Origin of the sequence: Rathayibacter sp. AY1D2 (assembly GCF_002932695.1) — a bacterium.
GTDB lineage: Bacteria > Actinomycetota > Actinomycetes > Actinomycetales > Microbacteriaceae > Rathayibacter.
Genome location: NZ_PSVX01000040.1, coordinates 1 through 19140 on the forward strand (window position 1 = coordinate 1; position 19140 = coordinate 19140).

A 19140-nucleotide genomic window follows, 5' to 3' on the forward strand; every position below is an offset into this window, starting at 1 on the left:
CTCTTTGACGCCCCACCCGCCCCCGTGTTAGCGTCACTCTCGGACATGTGACTGGTCGTGCAGGCAGGATCCGACGAAACGCGTATTGAGCGTCGTCGGGTCCTTTTTTTGTGCCCGGATGCCTCCTGACGCTCCGCCGGAGCACCGATGACGGTGCCGGAGGGGGCGGGGACGGCGACGGACGGCCGGGCAGCACAGCGCAGGGAAGCGCGCGTCCCCACACACCCGGAGGAGTACCGATGAGTACCCAGGAGAGCGCGAGGGCGATCCTCGAGCACGTCGGCGGCGCCGCCAACGTGGCGAAGCTGCAGCACTGCTCGACCCGTCTGCGGTTCGCGCTGGCGGACGATGCGAAGGCCGACGTCGAGGCGTTGAAGGCGGTGCCCGGCGTGATCGGCGTCGTCACCGGCCCTCAAACGCAGGTCATCGTCGGCAGCGGCGTCAGCGAGATGTACGCGGCGGTTGAGAAGCTGCGCGGCGGCACCACCGCATCCGCGGAGCAGGCGAAGCAGCCGCGATCCCTCAAGCGCCTCGGCGCGACGATCATGGACTTCGTGGTCAGCGTGTTCACGCCGATCATCCCGGCCATCGCGGGCGCCGGCATCTTCAAGTCGTTCCTCGTCCTCGCCTCGGCGCTGGGCTGGCTCGACCCGGCCTCCGACAACTTCAAGCTGCTGTCCGCCATCCCGGACGCGGTGTTCGGCTTCCTGCCGCTGCTCGTCGCGTACACGAGCGCGAAGAAGCTCGACGTGAACCGGCCGCTCGCGCTCGGGCTCGTCGGTGTCCTGGTCTTCCCGGCGTTCACGACGCTGCTCAACCAGGAGGGCGGCGTCGCGCTCTTCGGCATCCCGGTGCCGGTCATCGCCTACAACGCCCAGGTGTTCCCGGCGATCCTGGCCGTGCTGCTGCTCTCGGTCGTCGAGCGCTTCTTCACGAAGCACTCGTGGGGCCCGATCCGCACGTTCTACGTGCCGCTGATGTGCCTGGTGATAGTCGCTCCGGCCACGATCTTCCTGCTCGGCCCCCTCGGCTACTGGCTCGGCTCGATGCTCACCGGCGCGATGATCGGCCTCTACGGGGCGCTCGGCTGGGTGGCCGTCGCGCTGCTGGCCGGCGTGCTCCCGCTGATCATCTCGGTCGGCATGCACAAGGCGTTCATCCCGCCGACCATCGCGACGATGGCCAGCGCGGGCAAGGACACCTTCTACCTCGCCTCCTCGCTCGCCCACAACGCGGCGGAGGCCGGCTCCAGCCTCGCGATCGCCCTGCGCACCAAGAGCGCGACCCTCCGCGCCACCGCCTTCTCGGGCGGCCTCTCGGCCCTCTTCGGGATCACCGAGCCGGCGCTCTACGGCGTCACGCTGCAGAACAAGCGCGCCCTCGTCTCCGTCATCACGGGCAGCGTCGTCGGAGGCGCCTACATCGGCGCCACGCAGGTCGCCGCGTTCGCGCTGGTCAGCCCCGGCGTCGCGAGCATCTCGATGTTCATCGACGGGCTGAACCCCTGGAACCTGCTCAACGCCGTGATCGGCCTGCTGATCTCGGTCGCCGTCTCGTTCGTCGTCTCCTTCGTCATCTGGCGCGACGACGCCTCCGCCAGCGTCCAGGCGCTCGGGGACGTGGCGGCCGCCGCCGGGAGCCCGCTCGCGTTGCAGGCGCCGCTCACCGGCTCCGTCATCCCCCTCTCGGAGGTGCCGGACCCCGTGTTCTCGGCCGGCGTGCTCGGCGAGGGGCTGGCGATCCGCCCCACCGACGGAGCCGTCCGGGCGCCGTTCGCGGGCGAGGTCATCGCGCTGCTCTCCTCTCGCCACGCCGTGGGGCTCCGCCGCGCGGACGGCGTCGAGGTGCTCATCCACGTCGGCATCGACACGGTGCAGCTGGACGGCGCGCCGTTCGAGGCGCACGTCGCGGTCGGCGACCGGGTCGAGGCCGGGCAGCTCCTCCTCACCGCCGACCTGGCCGCGATCACCGCGGCCGGCTACGACACCACGACCCCGGTGCTCGTGACCAACTCCGCCGAGTACACCGTGCTCGTCGAGGCCGCCGAGCGGATCACCGCCGGCGACCGGATCATGACCGTGACGCAGAGAGAGAAGGAGCTCGCCGATGGCGCTTCCTGACGGATTCCGATGGGGCGGCGCCCTCGCCGCCAACCAGGTCGAGGGCGCGTGGCGCGAGGGCGGGCGCGGCCCGGCGGTCAGCGACGTCGCCTCCTACAAGCCGAAGGCGGACCCGAAGGAGTACGCGATCCACCACCGCAACACGGTGGAGAGCATCACGGCGGCGATGTCCGACGACGACACCGAGTACTACCCCAAGCGCCGCGGCATCGACTTCTACCACCGCTACCCCGGCGACCTCGCGCTGTTCGCCGAGATGGGCTTCACCACCCTCCGCGTCTCGATCGCCTGGACCCGCCTCTACCCGACGGGGGAGGAGGCGGAGCCGCTCGAGGAGGGCATCGCCTACTACCTCGCCCTCTTCACCGAGATGCGGCGCCTCGGGATAGAGCCGCTGGTCACGCTCTCGCACTACGACCCGCCGCTCGCGCTCGCGCTGAAGCACAACGGCTGGGTCGACCGCCGCACGATCGGGCTGTTCGAGCGCTTCGCCCGCACCTGCTTCGAGCGCTTCGGCCACCTCGTCGACATGTGGCTGACCTTCAACGAGATCGACGGCATCATCCGCCACCCGTTCACCTCGGGCGGGATCATCGAGGAGACCGTCGAGGGCAGCGTGGAGCAGGCCTGCTACACGGCTCTGCACCACCAGTTCGTCGCCTCCGCCTCGGTCACGAGGACGCTGAAGGAGCTGTGGCCCGAGTCGCGGATGGGCTGCATGCTCACGATGCTGACCACCTACCCCAACACCTGCCACCCCGACGACGTCGCGGCGACGCAGGCGAAGGAGCGGATGCTCTACCTCTGCACCGACGTCCAGGCGGGCGGCGCCTACCCGCGCCTGGCGCTGCGGGCGCTCGAGAGCCGCGGAGTCGAGATCCCGTTCGAGGCGGGCGACGTCGAGCTGCTGCGCGAGCACCCCGTCGACTTCATCTCGTTCAGCTACTACATGTCGATGACGGAGTCCGTGCGCCCCGACGCCGAGCGCACACCCGGCAACACGGTCCTCGGCGTCAAGAACCCGTTCCTCGAGTCGAGCGAGTGGGGCTGGCAGATCGACCCCGTCGGGCTGCGGATCTCGCTGATCGACCTCTACGACCGCTACGGCAAGCCGCTGTTCATCGTCGAGAACGGGCTCGGGATGCGCGACGAGCTGACCGACGACGGCCGGGTCCACGACCCGTACCGGATCGACTACTTCCGCGCGCACTTCGAGCAGATGATCCAGGCGGTGGACGAGGGCGTGGAGCTGCTCGGCTACGTGAGCTGGGCGCCGATCGACCTGATCAGCGCCTCCAGCTCGCAGATCTCGAAGCGCTACGGGTTCGTCTACGTCGACATGGACGACCTCGGCCACGGCAGCACCGAGCGCTACCGGAAGGACTCGTTCTTCTGGTACCAGAAGGTCATCGCCTCCAACGGCGCGGATCTGGGATGATCCTCCTCTGCCCGGAGGCGCCGTCCGGCTCTCCGGGCAGAGGCCCCGCCACCCCCACCCCAGCCCTGACGCGGCCGTCGACGGAGACACGCATGCAGACCATCAAGAAGGTGCTCAACTCGAGCGTCGTCCTCGTCGTCGACGAGCGCGGCGTCGAGCGCGTGCTCCTGGGCAGGGGGATCGGCTTCGGAGCGAAGGCCGGCGAGGCGATCGAGCCCTCGAGCGTCGACCAGGTGTTCGTGGCGCTGGACGACTCGGATCAGCGCAACCTCGTCGAGCTCCTGGCGCAGATCCCGCCGGAGTTCGTCGAGCTCACCCGCGCGGTCGTCGCCGACGCGGAGGAGCAGGGGCTGAAGCTCGACCCGCACGTGTACCTCGCGCTCACCGACCACCTGCACTTCGCGGTGGAGCGGCAGCGGCGCGGGCTCTCGGTCGCCAACCGGCTGGCCTGGGAGATGCGGACGGTCTACCCCGTGCAGTACGCGGTGGGGGAGCGGGCGGTCGAGCGGATGCGCGAGCGCCTGGACGTGGAGCTGCCCGCCGACGAGGCCGCGAACGTCGCCTTCCACCTCGCCAACGCGGAGCTCGGCAAGGTCGGGATCGACTCGCTCCGGATCGTGCAGCTCATCCGCTCGGTGACCGCGATCATCCAGCACTCCAGCGGAGCCGCGCTCGACCGCGACGACCTCCGCTCCGCCCGCTTCGTGGCGCACCTGCAGTACTTCGCCGAGCGCTTCTTCTCGGGCGGCCTGCTCGAGAGCGAGGACGACTTCCTCTTCACCAGCCTCAGCGCCCGCTACCCGCGCGCGATCGCCTCCGCCGAGCGCGTGCGCTCCTTCGTGGCGGCCGAGTACCAGGCCGCCCTGCCCAACGAGGAGGTCGCCTTCCTGGCCCTCCATATCGCGCGCGCCGCTCCGGAGTAGCGCGCTGACCCCGGAGAACCGCATGCACCGCACCACCCCCGCCCGCCCGACGACGCCCGCGAGCGAGCGCCCGTGAGCGGCACGATCCACCTCGTCCGCCACGCCGAGACCCTCTTCAACGTCGCCGGCCAGCTGCAGGGCTGGTGCGACTCGCCCCTGACCGAGCGCGGCGAGCGCCAGGCGGCGGCCCTCGGCGAGCGGATGCGCGGCGTGCCGCTCGTCGCGGCGTTCACGAGCGACCTCACCCGCACCCGCACCACGGCGGCGGCGGCGCTCGCCGGGCACCCGTCGCTCGAGGCCGAGCCGATGGTCGAGCTCCGCGAGTGGCACTTCGGCGCCTTCGAGGGGCAGCCGAACGCCTCGCTCTGGGAGCCGGTGTTCGCCGATCACGGCTACTCCTACGTGCCCTCCTCCGCCGACTGGCCGCGGATGACCGACGCCGGTCTCGACTCGGTGCTCGACGCGATCCACCGCCACGACCCCTCCGGCCGGGCCGACAGCGGTGCCACCGTGCGCGCCCGCGTGGAGGCCGCGATCGCGCGGTTCGCGCCGGCGGCCGAGCACGGGGACGTGCTGGTCGTGACGCACGGAGCGGTGCTCGGGAGCATCCTCCGCGCGCTCGACCCCGCGCACCGGCCGCAGCGGGGCTACCCGAACTGCGCGGTCGTGTCGGTGACGGACGGCGTCATCGGCGAGGTCGACGGGAGCTGCGCGACGGCCTGACCCCGCTCCTCCTCCTCCTCCACGGACGCCCCTGTGCGCTCCGGTCGCCGACCGGACGAGCACGGGGGCGTCCGTCGTGCTCGGGACGCAGGCGGCCCGCACCCGGGCCGCCCCCGGACCTGCACGCGCGGCCGCCTCGGGACCTGCACGTCCGGTGATGCGGGACCTGCACTTTCGGCCACCTCGGCGCTGTACCGAAGTACAGGAGCCCGTCGCGAGAGCGTCCGTAGCGTCTGAGGAGTCAAGAGAAACGACTTCGAGGAGATGACATGCGAGGGCTTCAGCTCAGCGGCGTGAGCCGTGCATTCGGCGGCCACCGGGTCCTGCACGACGTGGACCTGTCCGTGGGCCGCGGCGAGATCGTCGGCTTCATCGGCGGCAACGGCGCCGGCAAGACCACGACGATGCGGCTGATCCTGGGCCTGCTCACCCCCGACACGGGGACCATCACCTGGGACGGCGCGCCGATCACCGCCGAGGACCGCCGCTCGATCGGCTACATGCCGGAGGAGCGCGGCCTCTACCCGCAGATGCGGGTCCGCGAGCAGGTGATCCACTTCGCTCTGCTCGAGGGGCACGACGCCCGGGGAGCCCGTGAGACCGCCGAGGAGGTGATCGACGCGCTGGGCCTGGCCGAGCGGGCCGACACGCTGGTGCAGGACCTCTCGCTCGGCAACCAGCAGCGCGTGCAGCTGGCCGTGTCCCTGGTGGGCGATCCGTCGCTCCTGGTGCTGGACGAGCCCTTCTCGGGGCTCGACCCGGTCGCCGTGGAGACGATGGCCGGCCTGATCCGGCAGCAGTCCGCCCGCGGCGTCGGCGTGCTCTTCTCCTCCCACCAGCTCGACCTGGTCGAGCGCCTCTGCGACACCGTCTGCGTGCTCGACTCCGGCCGTGTGACCGCGAGCGGAGCGGTGGCCGAGCTGCAGGACGACGGCCGCAGCCGCTGGCAGCTGCAGTTCTCCCGCCCCCTGGACGACCTGCTCGTCGCCGAGCTCGGCGTCACACCGGGACTGTCGGCCGAGCCGGTCCCCGGTGAGCCGGAGTCGCTGCTCGTCTCGATCGAGGGCAGCGGCCGGGACGTCCCCGAGCAGGTGCTCGCGACCCTCACCCGCCACGGCGGCCTCCGGAGCATCCGCACCGCGCAGCGCTCGCTGACCGAGCTGCTGTCCGAGCGGCTCACCGCCGCCTCCACCCCTGCGGCCGAGCGCCGCCTCGAGATCCAAGGAGCAGGACGATGACCACCACGCACCCCCGCGCCGCCCACGCCCGGACCGCCGAGAGCTCCGCTCCTCCGACGCCGGCCCGGGGAGCCGCGACGATCGTCCGCCGCGAGATCCTGACCCGCACCGGGAACCGCACGATCCTCACCGCGACCCTCGCGCTGGCCGCGATCGCCGGCCTCGGCGCCGGGATCGGCGGCTGGTTCCTGGTCGACGCGACGAGGGAGGCGGGGACCGTGGTCCTCGACACCCGGATCCTGTTCGCGACCGCGATGATCAGCGCCCTGCTCGCCGCGATGGTCTACTCCTCGTCGAGTCTGGCCTCGGGGGTGGTCGAGGAGAAGTCGTCCCGGATCGTCGAGATCCTGCTGACGAAGATCGGCGTCGCCCCGCTGCTCGCCGGGAAGATGATCGGCGTCGGCCTGGTGACCCTGGCCCAGCTGCTCGTGATCGGCGGCGCCGTCGTCGGCGGGTTCAGCGTGGTCGGCGGGTGGTCGGTCCTCGAGATCGAGCTCGGCCCGAGCCTGGTCTGGTTCCTCGTCTGGTTCCTGCAGGGCTACGTGCTCTTCGCGCTCCTCAGCACCCTGCTCGCCTCGACCGTGTCGAGGCAGGAGGACCTGGGCACCGCCGCCATGCCGCTCTCCGTCGTGCAGATGGCGCTGCTGATCATCGCGCTCTACGTGGTGCCGGCGAACCTCGACGAGGCCTGGGTGCACGCGCTCTCCTTCGTCCCCCTCTTCTCCTCCTACCTGATGCCGATGCGCTTCGGCCTCGACTCGGTCGGCACCCCCGAGATGGTGATCGCCGCCGTCGTCGCCGCGATCACGGTGCCGCTGCTGTTCCGCCTGGTCGTCCGCGTCTACCGCAACAACGCCCTCCGCACCGGCTCCCGCGTCTCGCTCCGCGCCTCCCTCAAGGCCGCCGACGCCTCCTAGGCCCGGCTCCCGATATCCACCACCACCACCCCTCGGAAGGACACCACCATGACCACCTCGCGCACCGCCTCGACCCGCCCCTCGCCCCTCAAGAAGCTGCTCGTCAACACCGCCCTCCTCGTCGGGGGAGCGGGCGGCGCCTACCTCGTCGTCACCTACCTCTTCTGATCCGCTCGACCGACCGAAGGACACGATCGTGACTCTCCTCGCGACTCCCGGGCTCCGCCCCGCGACCCCCGGGCACCGCCCCGCGGATCCGGCGGCCCTCCGGGCGGCGGCCTCGACCGAGCGGCTGCTCGGCGGCGGACGCCACCGCGTCGCCGCGATCGACCGCCCCGCCTTCGCCGGCCGGAACGCGTCGTGGACGATGACCCTCGACGACGGCGCCCGCGTCTTCGTCAAGCACGTCTCGCCCCGGACGGCGGGCCCCGCGGCCTTCCGCCGCTCCAGGGACTTCGCCGGCTTCGCCGCCCGGAGCCCCGAGCACGCCCCGGCCGGACCCCGCCTGCTGGCGGCCGACGAGGACGACTCCCTGCTGGTGTTCGAGCACTGCCCCGGCACCAGCCTGGCCCTCCTGCTCGTGGAGGAGCGCGTCCCCGCGGACTTCCCCGAACAGGCCGGCCGGCTCCTGGCCCGGCTGCACGCCGGCCCGGTGGCGGGCCTCACCGCGACCTCGCACCCCAGCCCTCCCGTCGAGATGCTGCGCGTCGGCATCCCGCACACCCGCTACGTCGACCTCACCCTCGCCGAGCTCGCCTTCTGGGGCGACCTGCAGCACGACGAGCAGCTCGTCTCGGCCACGGAGGATCTCCGCGAGTGGGAGAGCGGCAACCGCACGGCCCCGATCCACGGCGACCTCCGCCTCGACCAGTTCCACCTCCGCGACGGGCGCCTCCAGCTGCTCGACTGGGAGGAGTTCGGGATCGGGGATCCGGCCCGCGACCTCGGCACGCTGGCGGGGGAGTGGATCCACCGCGCGGTGCTCGACACCGTGACCACCCGGGAGGGCGCCTCCGCTCCTCCCCTCGCCTTCGACACCGCGGCCGCGGACGCCCGCATCGCGGAGCGGATGGCGGCACTGGTCCCGAGGATCCGGCGGATGTGGCTCGCCTACGCCGCCGAGACCGCCGGCGCGGACGACGCCCTCGCCGTCCGCGCCACCGCCCACCTGGGCTGGCACCTCGTCGACCGCACCCTCGCCCGGGCCTCGATGGTCTCCCGCCTCCCCGGGATCGAGCGGGCCGCCGCCGGCATCGGCCGCCGCGTCCTGCTCGCCCCCTCCGCCTACTCCACCGCCCTCGGATTCGACAGGAGCCCGCGATGACCGCCCTCACCACCCGCTCCGTCCTCGACGAGGCCGTGATCAGCGTCGACGCCGCCCGGCTGCGGGCCGAGGTCGACGGGACCGTGATCGAGGCCACCGGGCCGATCGAGCTGCGGGCCCGACTCGCCGCCACCGTCTACACCCACCTGCACCTCCGGAACCCGCTGCTCGGCGAGACCGCCGGAGGCGACGGCCAGGACCTCGCCCCCCGGCTGATCGACGCGATCCCGCACCGCACGGTCCTGCAGCCCGCTCCCTCCGGGGTGCTCGGCTCCGCCACCGTGCAGGGGGAGGAGCGCCGGGTCGTCGAGCTGGGCCGCGTCCGGGTCCTCGTGCCCGAGGTCGATCTCGTCCGCTCCGCCGACGGGGCCGTCGCCGGCGTCCGGCTGCCGAGCTGGCGCACCCGCACCACTCCCGGCTACCTCCTCGCCCTCGGCCCGATGGGACTCGATCCCGCCGACCGGGTCGTGCGCCTCTCGCTCGTCGCCGACTCGGCGGAGGACGCGCTCGCCCTGTGGGGCCCGCTCCTGGAGGCGCTCGCCGCCTCCGGAGCCCGCCACCAGGCCAAGGCGCTCTCGGACCCGCGGGCCTTCCCCCGCTCCGACGCCCTCGTCGTCTACCTGCCCGCCGACTCCGCCGACGACGTCGCCCGGAGGATCACTCCGCTGCTCGATGCCCGGCCCTCGCCCCGCACCGCCGTCTCGGCCTTCGCCGAGAGGCTCGCCGACGGCCTCGCCTACGCCGAGGACCCGGCCGACGAGCGCTCCTCCTACCGCGGACTGAGCTTCGGCCAGCACCGCTCCCGCGTCCTCGCCGAAGCGCTCCTGCGCTCCTCGGCCGAGACGATCCCCGCCGCCGACGCCTGGGCCGACGCCGCCCGCGCCGCGCGCATCGACCCGGACCGCCCGGGACTCACCGCCCGCTAGGGCCCCACGAACCTCCCCTCGATCCCGAGGGGACCACCACCTCAGCCCGAGGTACTCCACGAAAGGGACACATCATGACCACCATCTCCACCGACGCCCAGTCCGCCGACCTCACCGCCCTCGCGGGAGCGCACGACACCTTCGCCACCGTCGACGAGCTCGGCTCGGACGCCGCGACCGAGGCGCCCGCCACCACGCCCCTGTGCGTCGGCATCATCGTCGGCGCCACCCTCGGCGCGGGCTGCTGACCCGGCCCTCCTCCCGCCCGGGTGCTCCCGCAGCACCCGCTCCCCGGCCCTCCGGCCGGACCACCCGCACCACTCCCCGCACGACCCGGCGGATCCGCCGCCACCACTCATCCAAGGAGAACACCATGTCGACCATCACCGCCCAGACCGTCCAGTCCGCCGACCTCGCCGAGCTCGCCACCGCCCACGACACCTTCACCTCCGCCGACGAGATCGGCACCGACGCCGCCTCCGAGGCGCCCGCCACCACCCCGTTCTGCGCCGGCGTCATCATCGGCGTCACCCTCACCGCAGGGTGCTGACGGGCACGGGGCGACCGGTCCTCGACCGCGTCGCCCCGGCCCCTCCCGGGCGCGTGCCGTCCGCTCGCGCCGTCCGCCCATCCCCGTCCGCCCTTTCCGCGGGCACGGTCCGCCCATCCCCGTCCGCCCTTTCCGCGGGCACGGTCCGCCCGTCCGCCGCCGTCCTCACCGCCGGCCGCGACCCGATCCGCCCTCCCGCCCGCCGCCCTCTGAGGAGACCGCCATGACCACCCCGCCCGGTGCGCAGAGCGCCGCACTCTCCGACCTCTCGCTCGGCCGCTTCGGCTACTCCCGGGTGGCCCTCGTCCTGACCGGCTCCGCCATGACCCAGGTCATGCCCTACTGGATCCAGTGGGCGCGCGCCGCCGCTCCGGCGACCGAGTTCCGCGTGCTCGTCCGCGACTCGGCCTACCGCTTCACCACCCGGCACAACCTGGAGTCGCGACTGCGCGGCCGGATCCAGGACGACCGCTGGGACGACGAGATCGTCGTCGCCCACGTCGACCTCGCCGAGTGGGCCGACCTCATCCTGATCTACCCGGCCACCCTCGACTACGCCTCGCGCCTCGCGCACGGCATCACCGACTCCCCGTCGCTGCTCGCGGCCCTCACGACGGAGGCGCCGGTGTGCATCGCTCCGTCGCTGCCGCCGCGGGCGCTCGGCAACCCGGTCGTCGAGTCCACCCTCGCGCTGCTGCGCGAGCCGGCCAACTTCACCGTCATCGACCCCGTGCCCGGGCCGAGCGAGTCCAGCGACACGGCGCTCGCCTGGGTGCCGCCCGCGTTCCCCGCGGTGCTGCGCCACCTGGAGTCGCTGCGCACGGCACCGGCGGCCGCGGAGGAGGCGAGGTCGGCGTGAGCACCACCGCCCCTCCGCGGGCCCTCGTCACCGGGCTGCTCGTCACCGAGCTCTCGGAAGGACCCGACGGGACCACCGTCTGGACCCGCCGCCTCGGAGAGCAGGCGCCGCTGCCGTTCTCGCCGGTGCCCGTCCGCCTCGCAGCGCCCGATCCCCGGATCGTGCCGGGAGGCGCCGACCCGTCGATCCGCCGCTACCGCACCACCGCCCGCGCCCTGCTGCCCGCGCTCCTCCACGAGCTGTCGGAGGAGGCGCTCGTCTCCGTCGGCCGCGAGTGGAAGGGCGCGCTGGACGCGCTCCACGGCGCCCGGCCCGCCGGGGAGCCGCTCCCTCCGCGTCCGCTGCAGCGCGCCCGCGGCTGGCTCGCCGGTGGCTGGGCGCCCGCCGCCGAGGAGCTCGGCGCCGGCGGTCTCCTCGAGCTCGCCGACTGGGCGGAGGCGGTCGTCGCCTCGCCGGCCGCGGTCGTGGTCCACGGCCACCCCGGCCTCGCCCACCTCGTCGTCGGCGGGACCCGCGTCGCTCTGCTCACGGGCGAGGACGTCGGGCTCGCCGACCCGGTCTGGGACGCCGCCTGGGTGCTCGGGGAGCTCGCAGAGCTGCACGCCTTCCACCCCGCGCTCCGCCCGGCCCTCGACGCGCTCCGCCGCGGACTCTCGCTCGAGGAGGACCACGACGCCGAGCTGCTGCGCGTCGGCACCGCGTTCCGGCTGGCCCAGCACGCCGTCGACTGGCACCGCTCCGGGGGCGCCAGCAGCGATCAGGCGCGGCTGCTGCTGCGCCTGTCCGCCACACAGCTGGGGGAGCGGGCGGAATGAGCGCCCGCGACGTCCCGACCCTGTCCGCCGCCCTGCCCTCCGGCGCCCGCGCGCTCGTCGTGCACCGGCCGGAGGTCCGCAACGACTCGGTCGCCCTCGCCGTGCCCGCCGGTATGCGCCACGAGCGCGACGGCGAGGAGGGGATGCTGCACCTGATCGAGCACCTCGTCTACCAGGACAGCGAGGGGGTCGCCGGTCTCGTCCGGCAGACCCGCGTCGCCGAGAGCGGCGGCGTCCTCGGCGGTCACACCCACCTCGACTACTCCGAGTTCTTCGAGACGGGCTCTCCCGGGTCGGCCGCCGTGATCGCGGAGCGGCTCGTCGAGCAGGTCTTCCGCCCCGCCTTCCTGCCGGAGCAGATCGCGGAGCAGATCCGCGCGGTCGCCTCTGAGCGGGCCGCGCGCCTCGCCCCCGCTCCGGGCGGCGTGCTGCCGTGGCCGCACCTGACCGCCCGCTACTGGGCCGACGCCCCCAACGCGCACGACGGCAGCGGCGACCTCGACCTCGAGGGCCGCGCGACCGAGCCCGTCCTGCGCGCGCTGCACCGGCGCCACTACAGCCCGGCCGGCTCCGTGCTGGTCGGCGTCACGGCCGACGACCCCGCCCGGCTCCTGGACCGCCTGGTCGCGGCCCTCGCGGAGGCGCCCGATCGCGCGGCAGGACCGGTCGCCGTCCCACCTGGGACGGCCCGCCCCGAGTACCGCGCCGAGCCCGCCGCCCGCCGGCTCGCCGCGACCGCCGCCGCGCCGTCGACCCGCGTCTCCGACGAGCTGCTCGGCGACCTGATCGCCGCCGAGGCGCTCGCTGCGCAGGCCGGACTCGACGCGAGCGCCGGACTCTTCGGCCCGGGCGACACCGTCGCCGACGACCTCTTCGTGCTGGTCGACGACACCGCCGTGCCCGTCGATCCGTGGCACCGCCTCCGCGCCCTCGCGGTGAGCGACGACTCCGCCCTCGAGCACGCCCGGCATCGCGCGGTGCTGCGTGCGGAGCGGCTGGTGCACGACGACGAGCGTCTGGCCCGCACCGTCGCCCGGGATGCCCTGCTGCGCGGTGCGCCCGGCTTCGCGGGCGAGCTCGTCGACTCCCTCGCCGCGCGGCCGCCGCGCCCGCTGCTCGCGGACGCCGCGGCCCGCCTGGCCGAGCAGCCCTTCGCCGCACTGGGCGTTCCCGCCGCCTCCACCCCTCCAGGAAGGAGGAGCCCATGACCGCCGCACCCCCGCTCGCCGTCGTCGACGAGCGCTCCCGCTTCGCCGTCGTCGCCCTCGGCTGGCGCGACCCGGCCGGAGACGACGGGCCCGACCGCGCTGCCCGCCTCCGCTCGGCCGTTCCCCCCGGAGCGGTCTCGCTCGCGTGGACGGCGACGGCCGGGGCGCAGAGCCTCACCGCGGTGCTCCCTCCGGAGGGCGCCGCGGCCTGGACCGCCCTGACGCTCGAGCGCGCCCAGGGAGCCGGGGATCCGGTGCTCGCCGTGGTCGGGCCCGAACGCGCCGTCTGCGAGACGTCCCGGCCCGTCTCCGTGCCCGCCGCGGCTCCGCTGCCGAGCGCTCTGCACCAGTCCCGCGAGCAGGGCTACGAGAGCACGATCGTCACCGGCGCGGACCCGTCCGGCGAGGTCGGCCACGCCGCGACATTCCTGGCGCTGTGCCGCCTCACCGCGGGGGCCGAACCGCTCGTCCCCGCCGCACTGCGCTCCGCCGGCGGCGATGCGGTCGCCCAGGTCGCGCGGGGCCTGCGCTCGAGCCGCCCCTCCCTCACCTGGCAGGTCGTCTCCCCGGCCGGCCAGGGCATCCCGACCCTCGAGACCGTGCTGCGCACCGTCCTCGACGGCCGCGCCGCGCACGGGGAGGGAGCACGCGCCGCGCACGCGTTCGCGCGGGCGAACCTCCTCCGCGCCTGGCGGTCGCCCGAGACGCTCGCGCGCACCCTGGTGGAGTACGAGGTGATGGGCTGGGGCGGCGCCCTGGTGCTCGATCCGGAGCCGGCGCTCGCCGCGGTCGACGAGAGTGCGCTCGAGCGGGCGGTCGCGGGGCTCGTGCGGCCCGTCGCCGACGTGGTCGGCTGGGGCTGAATCCGGCGGGCTCGATCAGCTCCGGCCGGGACGCGTCCCCAGGTCGACGAGCCCGTGCTCGATCGCCGAGACCAGGATCTGCACCCGGTCGCGCACGCCCAGCTTCTCCATCACCTTCACGAACCGCGCCTTCACGGTCGACTCGGTGACGAACAGCTCCTGCGCCATCTCGCGGTTGCTCATCCCGCGGGCGAGCAGGCGGATCACCTCGAGCTCCTTCTCGGTGAGCGCCTCGAGCAGATCGGGGTCCGGCACCGTCTCCGCCGGCACCGACTCCTCGAGCCCCTTCACCACGTGGCGCGTGACCTCGGCGGAGAGCACGGACTCGCCCGCGAGCACCGCGTGCACCGCCGCGATGATCTCCCGCGGCTTCGTGTCCTTGACCAGGTAGCCGGAGGCGCCCGCGCGGAGCAGGTCGACGACGTAGCGGTCCGTGGTGAACGTGCTGAGCCCGAGGATCGCGATGCCCGGGTGCTCGGCGTGGATCCGCTCGGTCGCGGCGACGCCGTTCATGACCGGCATCTGCATGTCCATCAGGATCAGGTCGGGCTGGAGCGTCGCCGCCTGCTGCACCGCGATCCTCCCGTCGGAGGCCTCGCCCACCACCTCGATCGCCGGGTCCTGCGAGAGGTAGTCGCGGAGGATCTCGCGGGTCATCGATTCGTCGTCCACCAGCAGCACGCGGGTCATCGCTCTCGTCCTTCGTCGGTCGCCCCCGCGACGAGCGCACCGGACGCCCGGCCCTCGAGGGGGATGGTCATGGTCGTGGTCCAGCGGCCGCCGCGGGCTCCCGCATCCAGCCGCCCGCCGAAGACGGCGCAGCGGGCCGACATCGCCTCGATCCCGAGGTGCGAGGAGACGATCGGAGCCGCGGAGGCGATCGCGTTGGAGGAGCTCAGCTGCACCTCGCCCCCCGACACCTCGAGCCGGAGCTGTACCTCACCGGCGGTGTCGCCGTGCTTGAGCACGTTCGTGCCCAGCTCCCGGACCGTGCGCCGCAGCACCTGGCGGAGGCTCGCGGGCACCTGCGCCACGGAGCCCGCCACGTCGAGGCGGACCCGGAAGCCCGCGCGCTCGATCGCGTCGGCGACGTTCCGCACGTCGTGGACGAAGCCGACAGCGGTGGTCGTGGCGCCCGAGACCTCCGGGGTCCCGAGCAGGTCGGAGTCGCCGCGGGCGGGAGCGCCTGCCTCGTCCTCGTCCTGGAGGAGCGTCACGAGGCTCCGCAGATCCTGCAGCGCCTGCTGCGCCGCGTCGCCGATGCTCTCGAGGATGCGCTCGGTCTTGGCCGGGTCCTCGACCGAGGTCGCGCGGCGGGCCTGCATGGCGATGATGGTGACCTCGTGCGCGACGATGTCGTGCAGCTCGTGCGCGAGCCGGGTCCGCTCCTCGTTGCGGATCCGCGCCTGCTCCTCCTGGATGCGGTCGGCCCGGCGCTCGCTCCGCTCGCTGCGGCCCCGGAAGGCGTTCAGGCCCAGCCCGGCGGTGCCGCCGAAGAGGACGAACGCGCCCAGGACGTAGACGGCCGTGCCCATGGCGCGGTCGACGAGCAGCACCGCGGGCAGGAGGACGAGGGTGCCGAGCACGAAGACGAGCCCCGCGCGCCAGGGGAGGAGGAAGGTGACGAAGCCGACCACCACGATGGTCGGGAAGATCAGCGCCGCGAGCAACAGCGGCGGGGCGCCGAGCATCAGGACGACGGCGTAGACGAGGTAGAGCGAGACCGCCGCGGGGATCGCGCCGGCGAGCAGCGCCAGGAGCGGCAGGTAGGGGAGCGCCAGCTCGATCCAGCCGCGGACCGACGTGAGGTCGACGCTGCCGCCCATCAGGTCGATGACGACGAGGAGCGTGAAGGAGCCGAGGAGGAGGGACCGGGTGATCCAGCCGCCGGGCAGCGTCCGCACGTCGTTCGTCCACCGCGTCGTCCCCACCACGGGACCAGGGTACCGAAGCCTTCTCCGAGCCCCGTCGGCCTTCCGTACAAGGGCGGACTGGTCTTTCGTACAGGAGCGGTGCGACGGGGCGTCGCCATGCTGGTGGAGCGGTCGAGCCGATCGCACCCCTCGATCACAGGAGAACGACCATGGCCCCGATCCTCGCCGCCGCCGCACTCGCCCTCGGAGCCGTCCTCGCTCCCGCCGCTGCTCCTGCCGCCGCTCCCGTGCAGGCCGCCTCGTCCGCCGGCGTGCAGACGGTCGCCGCCTCCTACGAGCTGCCGAAGGTGCAGAAGCCGGGCGGCATGGAGTCGATCCAGGACCGCGGCGCCCTCTGCAACCTCTTCGGGATGTGCTGAGCGCAGCTCTCGGACCGGGTCAGCCCTTCAGCGGGTCGTTGCCCCAGTTCATCAGGGAGTAGCGCCACTTCGTCTCGGTGACATCGCCCGAGGGACGCTGCTTCGCGTGCCGGTGCACGTAGCCGACGACCTTCGTCATGTGGGCGTAGTCGTCGTCGCTCAGGTCGGCCTGCTTCGTGCCGAGCAGGTCGACGATGCGGCGCCCGCTCTCGTGGCCGACGGACTCGCCGCCGCCCTCCGGCTTCTGGCCGACCTCCTTCGACTCGTCGGTGCCGAGCCACTCCTCGAGCTCCTTCGCGGTCATGTTCACGGCGTCGTGGAACTCGTCGCGGGTCGTCCGCTTCTCGTCGTCGGTGGGCATCGCGGGGCTCCTCGGGTCGGTCGGTCCGGGTCGGTCGGTGACCTCCAGCGGAGCGTGTCGGAGGGGGAGAGGTCAAGCCCCGTGCGCGGTTCCAGGGCGCGCGTAGCGTCGGAGGAGTCCGCACCAGCCGACCACCGCCGACGTCCGCCGCCGGCAGAGAAGAGGCCCACATGCCCTCCCGCAACACCCTCGTCCGCAGTCTCCACGACCTCGGAGCCGCCGCCTGGTTCGGCGGCTCGCTCATGGGCGCCGTCGGCCTGAACGGCGCCGCGTCCACCTCGTCCGACCCGGCGGAGCGCCTCCGCCTCTCCTCGAACGGCTGGGCCCGCTGGACCCCCGTGCAGCTCGCCGCGATCGCCGCCCACGGCGTCGGCGGCATCGGACTCGTCCTCGCCAACAAGACCCGCCTGGCCAACCAGCAGGAGAGCCGCACGAACACCGTCGTCAAGACCGTCGTGACCGGGCTCGCCGGCGCAGCCTCGGTGATCGCCGCGGTCGCCGGAGCGACGCAGGCCAAGCACGCCGACGAGGGCGCCCCCGGCGTGACCGAGGCGTCGGAGCAGAACTCGCAGGAGCTGACCACGGCCCTCCGCGTGCAGAAGGTCACCCAGTGGGCCATCCCCGTGCTGACCGCCGTCATCATCGTCCTCGGCGCCCAGCAGGGCGAGCAGCAGCGCCCCGTGAAGGGCCTCTTCGAGACCACGGCGCGGATGTTCCGCAAGTAGTCCCCGCGCTCGCGCGCAGACCGTCGGCCGAGAGTGCCCGCCGTCCCCCGAGGGTGGAGGCGGCTGCTCTCGGCCGACGTTCTGCGTGCGGGGTCCGGCTAGCGGCAGTGTCCGCGGCTGCTGCGGGGTCGCCGTGGGGATCGCCGAGGCGGACGCGCCTGTGCTGATCTGCTCGGCGACCACCCCGCCGTGAAGGGTGATGCGGCAGCTGATCCCGCCCTGGTCATCGGAGTATCAAGGCGCCGATCCCGCCGATCAGGGAAGCGGGGGCGGGGCCGACGTCGGTCCTCCTCGGACGGGGGCGGCGCAGTCGTCGAACGTTTGAGGGCCCGACCGAGGCCGAGGAGTGGCGTGGAATCGCCCGGACGCACGGAGGCGATCCGATTGACCCCGCTATCTCTACATAGGTAGCGTCAATCCCGTGCAGCCACTCCCTCGCCTCACGCCCGCCACCGCGGACGTCCTCCGGACCCTCCTCGATGCCGACGGCCCGACCTGGGGCATGGTCGTGATCAAGGCCACCGGGCGACCGGCGGGCAGCGTCTACCCGATCCTGGAGCGGCTCGAGGGAGCGGGCTGGGTGGTCTCGGAGTGGGAGGCCGCGAGCGAGCGGAGCGGCCCGCGTCGCCGGCTCTACGAGCTGACCGCGGAGGGCGCCCCAGCAGCCCGGGCCGCCGTCGAGCGGATGAGGTCGACCGCGCGGACGGCGCCGCGAGCGGCGGAGGCGACCGCGTGAGCGCGCTCCTGCGGCTCCTGTCGCTGCTGCTGCCCCCGCTCGCCCGCGAGCGCTACCTCGAGGAGTGGCGGGCGGACCTGGCCGGGGCCGCCGAGCTGGGACTGCCCCGGCGCGGCGTCGTCCTCGGAGCGCTCGCCCTGCTGGTGAGCGTCGACCGCGACCTGCCCGCGCACACCGGCGAAGCGCGGGGCACGCTTCCGCGCCGCCTCGCCCGCCGCGGACTCGCGCTCTTCGCCGCGGCCGCGCTCATGCTGAGCGGCATCGCGCTGACCGGCGGCGGGATCGTCCCCGAGCCGGGTGCCGCCTCCGACACCGCCCTCGCCGCCGTCGGCGCCGTGCAGACCGCGGTGCTCGTCGCCGCCGTCGCGGTCGCGGTCCTCGGCGCGGTCCACCTCCTCGGCGCTGCGGCGTCGGCCCGCACGGTGCTCGCGCGGATCTCCCTGGTCGCGGCCGTCGTCGGCCCGGTGCTCACCGCGGCCGGCCTCCTCCTTCCCGGACCCCTCGCCCTCGTCGGTCTGCCCGTCTCCCTCGCCGGACTCGTCTGCGGGGCGATCGTCCTCGGCGGCTCGCGGACCATCGCCCTCGCACCGCGGACGGCGACCCGCGCTCAGCGCCTCCCCGTCGCCCTCGCGGGCCTCGCGCTCGTGGCGGGCGTCACGGTGGTGGGTGCCGTGGATCTGCTGGTCTGGAATCCGCAGGCGAAGGTCCCCGGCGTGGCCCTGGCGGAGATCTACGCGACCATGTCCGAGCGCGACGGCTTCGAGTTCGGCTCCCACGCGATCTGGGTCACCGGGTGGGCCGCGTTCTGGACGGCCGCCGCGATCGTCGTGACGGTCGGCGCCCTGGTCGGCCGGAGGTCGCCGCTCACTCCGCGGCGGATCGCGGTGCTCATGCTCGCCCTGGTCGCCGGCGCCGTCGTCTTCCGCTTCTTCGCCGGGTTCGGCTTCGGGATGTCGGTCGCCGACACCTTCGTCACCTCCGGCGGCGACGGCTCCCTGGTCTCGGCGATCCTGCCGCCGCTCGGACAGCTCGCGCTCGCCGGCGCCGCGATCGCGGTGGGCTGGGCGCCCCGAGTCGCCCGGCCGGCGGCGGCCTCCGCGGCCTGACAGTGCTCGTGCCGG

At 73.8% G+C, this 19140-nt stretch carries 21 protein-coding genes; 18 read left to right on the top strand and 3 right to left on the bottom strand.

What is annotated here, in order from left to right; translation table 11 throughout:
• Positions 1-239 precede the first annotated feature (239 nt).
• From C5D04_RS11555 to C5D04_RS11610, 14 genes are all read left to right on the top strand, one after another.
• Positions 240-2120: a beta-glucoside-specific PTS transporter subunit IIABC gene (locus C5D04_RS11555; protein ID WP_104347737.1), complete on the top strand. Its 1881-nt coding sequence runs from the start codon at positions 240-242 to the stop codon at positions 2118-2120.
• The gene (locus C5D04_RS11560; protein ID WP_104347738.1) at positions 2107-3558 is read left to right on the top strand and encodes a glycoside hydrolase family 1 protein; all 1452 of its coding nucleotides are present in this window, start codon (positions 2107-2109) and stop codon (positions 3556-3558) included. The genes C5D04_RS11555 and C5D04_RS11560 overlap by 14 nt, the downstream gene beginning before the upstream one ends.
• Positions 3559-3650: 92 nt before the next feature.
• Positions 3651-4481: a PRD domain-containing protein gene (locus C5D04_RS11565; RefSeq protein ID WP_104225973.1), complete on the top strand. Its 831-nt coding sequence runs from the start codon at positions 3651-3653 to the stop codon at positions 4479-4481.
• Positions 4482-4553: 72 nt separating this feature from the next.
• Positions 4554-5204 (top strand): histidine phosphatase family protein, encoded by a 651-nt coding sequence (locus tag C5D04_RS11570; protein WP_104327737.1) that lies wholly within the window; start codon positions 4554-4556, stop codon positions 5202-5204.
• A gap of 293 nt (positions 5205-5497) precedes the next feature.
• Positions 5498-6442: an ABC transporter ATP-binding protein gene (locus tag C5D04_RS11575; RefSeq protein WP_258059757.1), complete on the top strand. Its 945-nt coding sequence runs from the start codon at positions 5498-5500 to the stop codon at positions 6440-6442.
• Entirely contained in the window at positions 6439-7359 is a 921-nt protein-coding gene (locus C5D04_RS11580) for an ABC transporter permease (protein ID WP_104225127.1), read from the top strand. Before C5D04_RS11575 ends, C5D04_RS11580 begins: the two co-directional genes overlap by 4 nt.
• A 196-nt stretch (positions 7360-7555) precedes the next feature.
• Positions 7556-8683 carry a class V lanthionine synthetase subunit LxmK gene (lxmK, locus tag C5D04_RS11585; protein WP_258059357.1) on the top strand — a complete coding sequence of 376 codons (1128 nt, stop codon included), beginning with the start codon at positions 7556-7558 and terminating at the stop codon, positions 8681-8683.
• Positions 8680-9609 carry a T3SS effector HopA1 family protein gene (locus tag C5D04_RS11590; RefSeq protein ID WP_104225969.1) on the top strand — a complete coding sequence of 310 codons (930 nt, stop codon included), beginning with the start codon at positions 8680-8682 and terminating at the stop codon, positions 9607-9609. The genes lxmK and C5D04_RS11590 overlap by 4 nt, the downstream gene beginning before the upstream one ends.
• Positions 9610-9683: 74 nt before the next feature.
• Positions 9684-9857: a hypothetical protein gene (locus C5D04_RS18250; RefSeq protein WP_181027122.1), complete on the top strand. Its 174-nt coding sequence runs from the start codon at positions 9684-9686 to the stop codon at positions 9855-9857.
• A 125-nt stretch (positions 9858-9982) separates the two neighbouring features.
• Positions 9983-10159 (top strand): hypothetical protein, encoded by a 177-nt coding sequence (locus C5D04_RS18255; protein WP_181137704.1) that lies wholly within the window; start codon positions 9983-9985, stop codon positions 10157-10159.
• Positions 10160-10382: 223 nt separating this feature from the next.
• Positions 10383-11018, top strand: coding sequence for a flavoprotein (locus tag C5D04_RS11595; RefSeq protein ID WP_104225100.1), 636 nt, complete (start codon positions 10383-10385; stop codon positions 11016-11018).
• On the top strand, positions 11015-11833 hold the full coding sequence (locus C5D04_RS11600) for a hypothetical protein (RefSeq protein ID WP_104347739.1): 819 nt from the start codon (positions 11015-11017) through the stop codon (positions 11831-11833). The genes C5D04_RS11595 and C5D04_RS11600 overlap by 4 nt, the downstream gene beginning before the upstream one ends.
• The gene (locus C5D04_RS11605) at positions 11830-13041 is read left to right on the top strand and encodes a pitrilysin family protein (RefSeq protein WP_104246981.1); all 1212 of its coding nucleotides are present in this window, start codon (positions 11830-11832) and stop codon (positions 13039-13041) included. The genes C5D04_RS11600 and C5D04_RS11605 overlap by 4 nt, the downstream gene beginning before the upstream one ends.
• Positions 13038-13904 carry a hypothetical protein gene (locus C5D04_RS11610; RefSeq protein ID WP_104225097.1) on the top strand — a complete coding sequence of 289 codons (867 nt, stop codon included), beginning with the start codon at positions 13038-13040 and terminating at the stop codon, positions 13902-13904. Before C5D04_RS11605 ends, C5D04_RS11610 begins: the two co-directional genes overlap by 4 nt.
• Before the next feature lie 15 nt (positions 13905-13919).
• Here C5D04_RS11610 and C5D04_RS11615 read toward each other — a convergent pair whose 3' ends face one another.
• Entirely contained in the window at positions 13920-14594 is a 675-nt protein-coding gene (locus C5D04_RS11615) for a response regulator transcription factor (RefSeq protein ID WP_104225096.1), read from the bottom strand.
• Positions 14591-15838 carry a sensor histidine kinase gene (locus tag C5D04_RS11620; protein ID WP_258059356.1) on the bottom strand — a complete coding sequence of 416 codons (1248 nt, stop codon included), beginning with the start codon at positions 15836-15838 and terminating at the stop codon, positions 14591-14593. Before C5D04_RS11620 ends, C5D04_RS11615 begins: the two co-directional genes overlap by 4 nt.
• A 149-nt stretch (positions 15839-15987) precedes the next feature.
• Between C5D04_RS11620 and C5D04_RS11625 the strand changes: the two genes are divergently transcribed.
• Positions 15988-16197: a hypothetical protein gene (locus C5D04_RS11625; RefSeq protein ID WP_104225965.1), complete on the top strand. Its 210-nt coding sequence runs from the start codon at positions 15988-15990 to the stop codon at positions 16195-16197.
• 19 nt (positions 16198-16216) lie between these two features.
• On the opposite strand, the gene C5D04_RS11630 is transcribed toward C5D04_RS11625, so the two are convergent.
• Positions 16217-16558 carry a DUF3140 domain-containing protein gene (locus tag C5D04_RS11630; RefSeq protein WP_104246984.1) on the bottom strand — a complete coding sequence of 114 codons (342 nt, stop codon included), beginning with the start codon at positions 16556-16558 and terminating at the stop codon, positions 16217-16219.
• 170 nt (positions 16559-16728) lie between these two features.
• Between C5D04_RS11630 and C5D04_RS11635 the strand changes: the two genes are divergently transcribed.
• From C5D04_RS11635 to C5D04_RS11645, 3 genes are all read left to right on the top strand, one after another.
• Positions 16729-17283: a hypothetical protein gene (locus C5D04_RS11635; protein ID WP_104225093.1), complete on the top strand. Its 555-nt coding sequence runs from the start codon at positions 16729-16731 to the stop codon at positions 17281-17283.
• Between the two features lie 421 nt (positions 17284-17704).
• Positions 17705-18019, top strand: a complete 315-nt coding sequence (locus tag C5D04_RS11640) for a PadR family transcriptional regulator (protein ID WP_104225962.1) — start codon at positions 17705-17707, stop codon at positions 18017-18019.
• Positions 18016-19125, top strand: a complete 1110-nt coding sequence (locus C5D04_RS11645) for a hypothetical protein (RefSeq protein ID WP_104225091.1) — start codon at positions 18016-18018, stop codon at positions 19123-19125. Before C5D04_RS11640 ends, C5D04_RS11645 begins: the two co-directional genes overlap by 4 nt.
• Positions 19126-19140 lie beyond the last annotated feature (15 nt).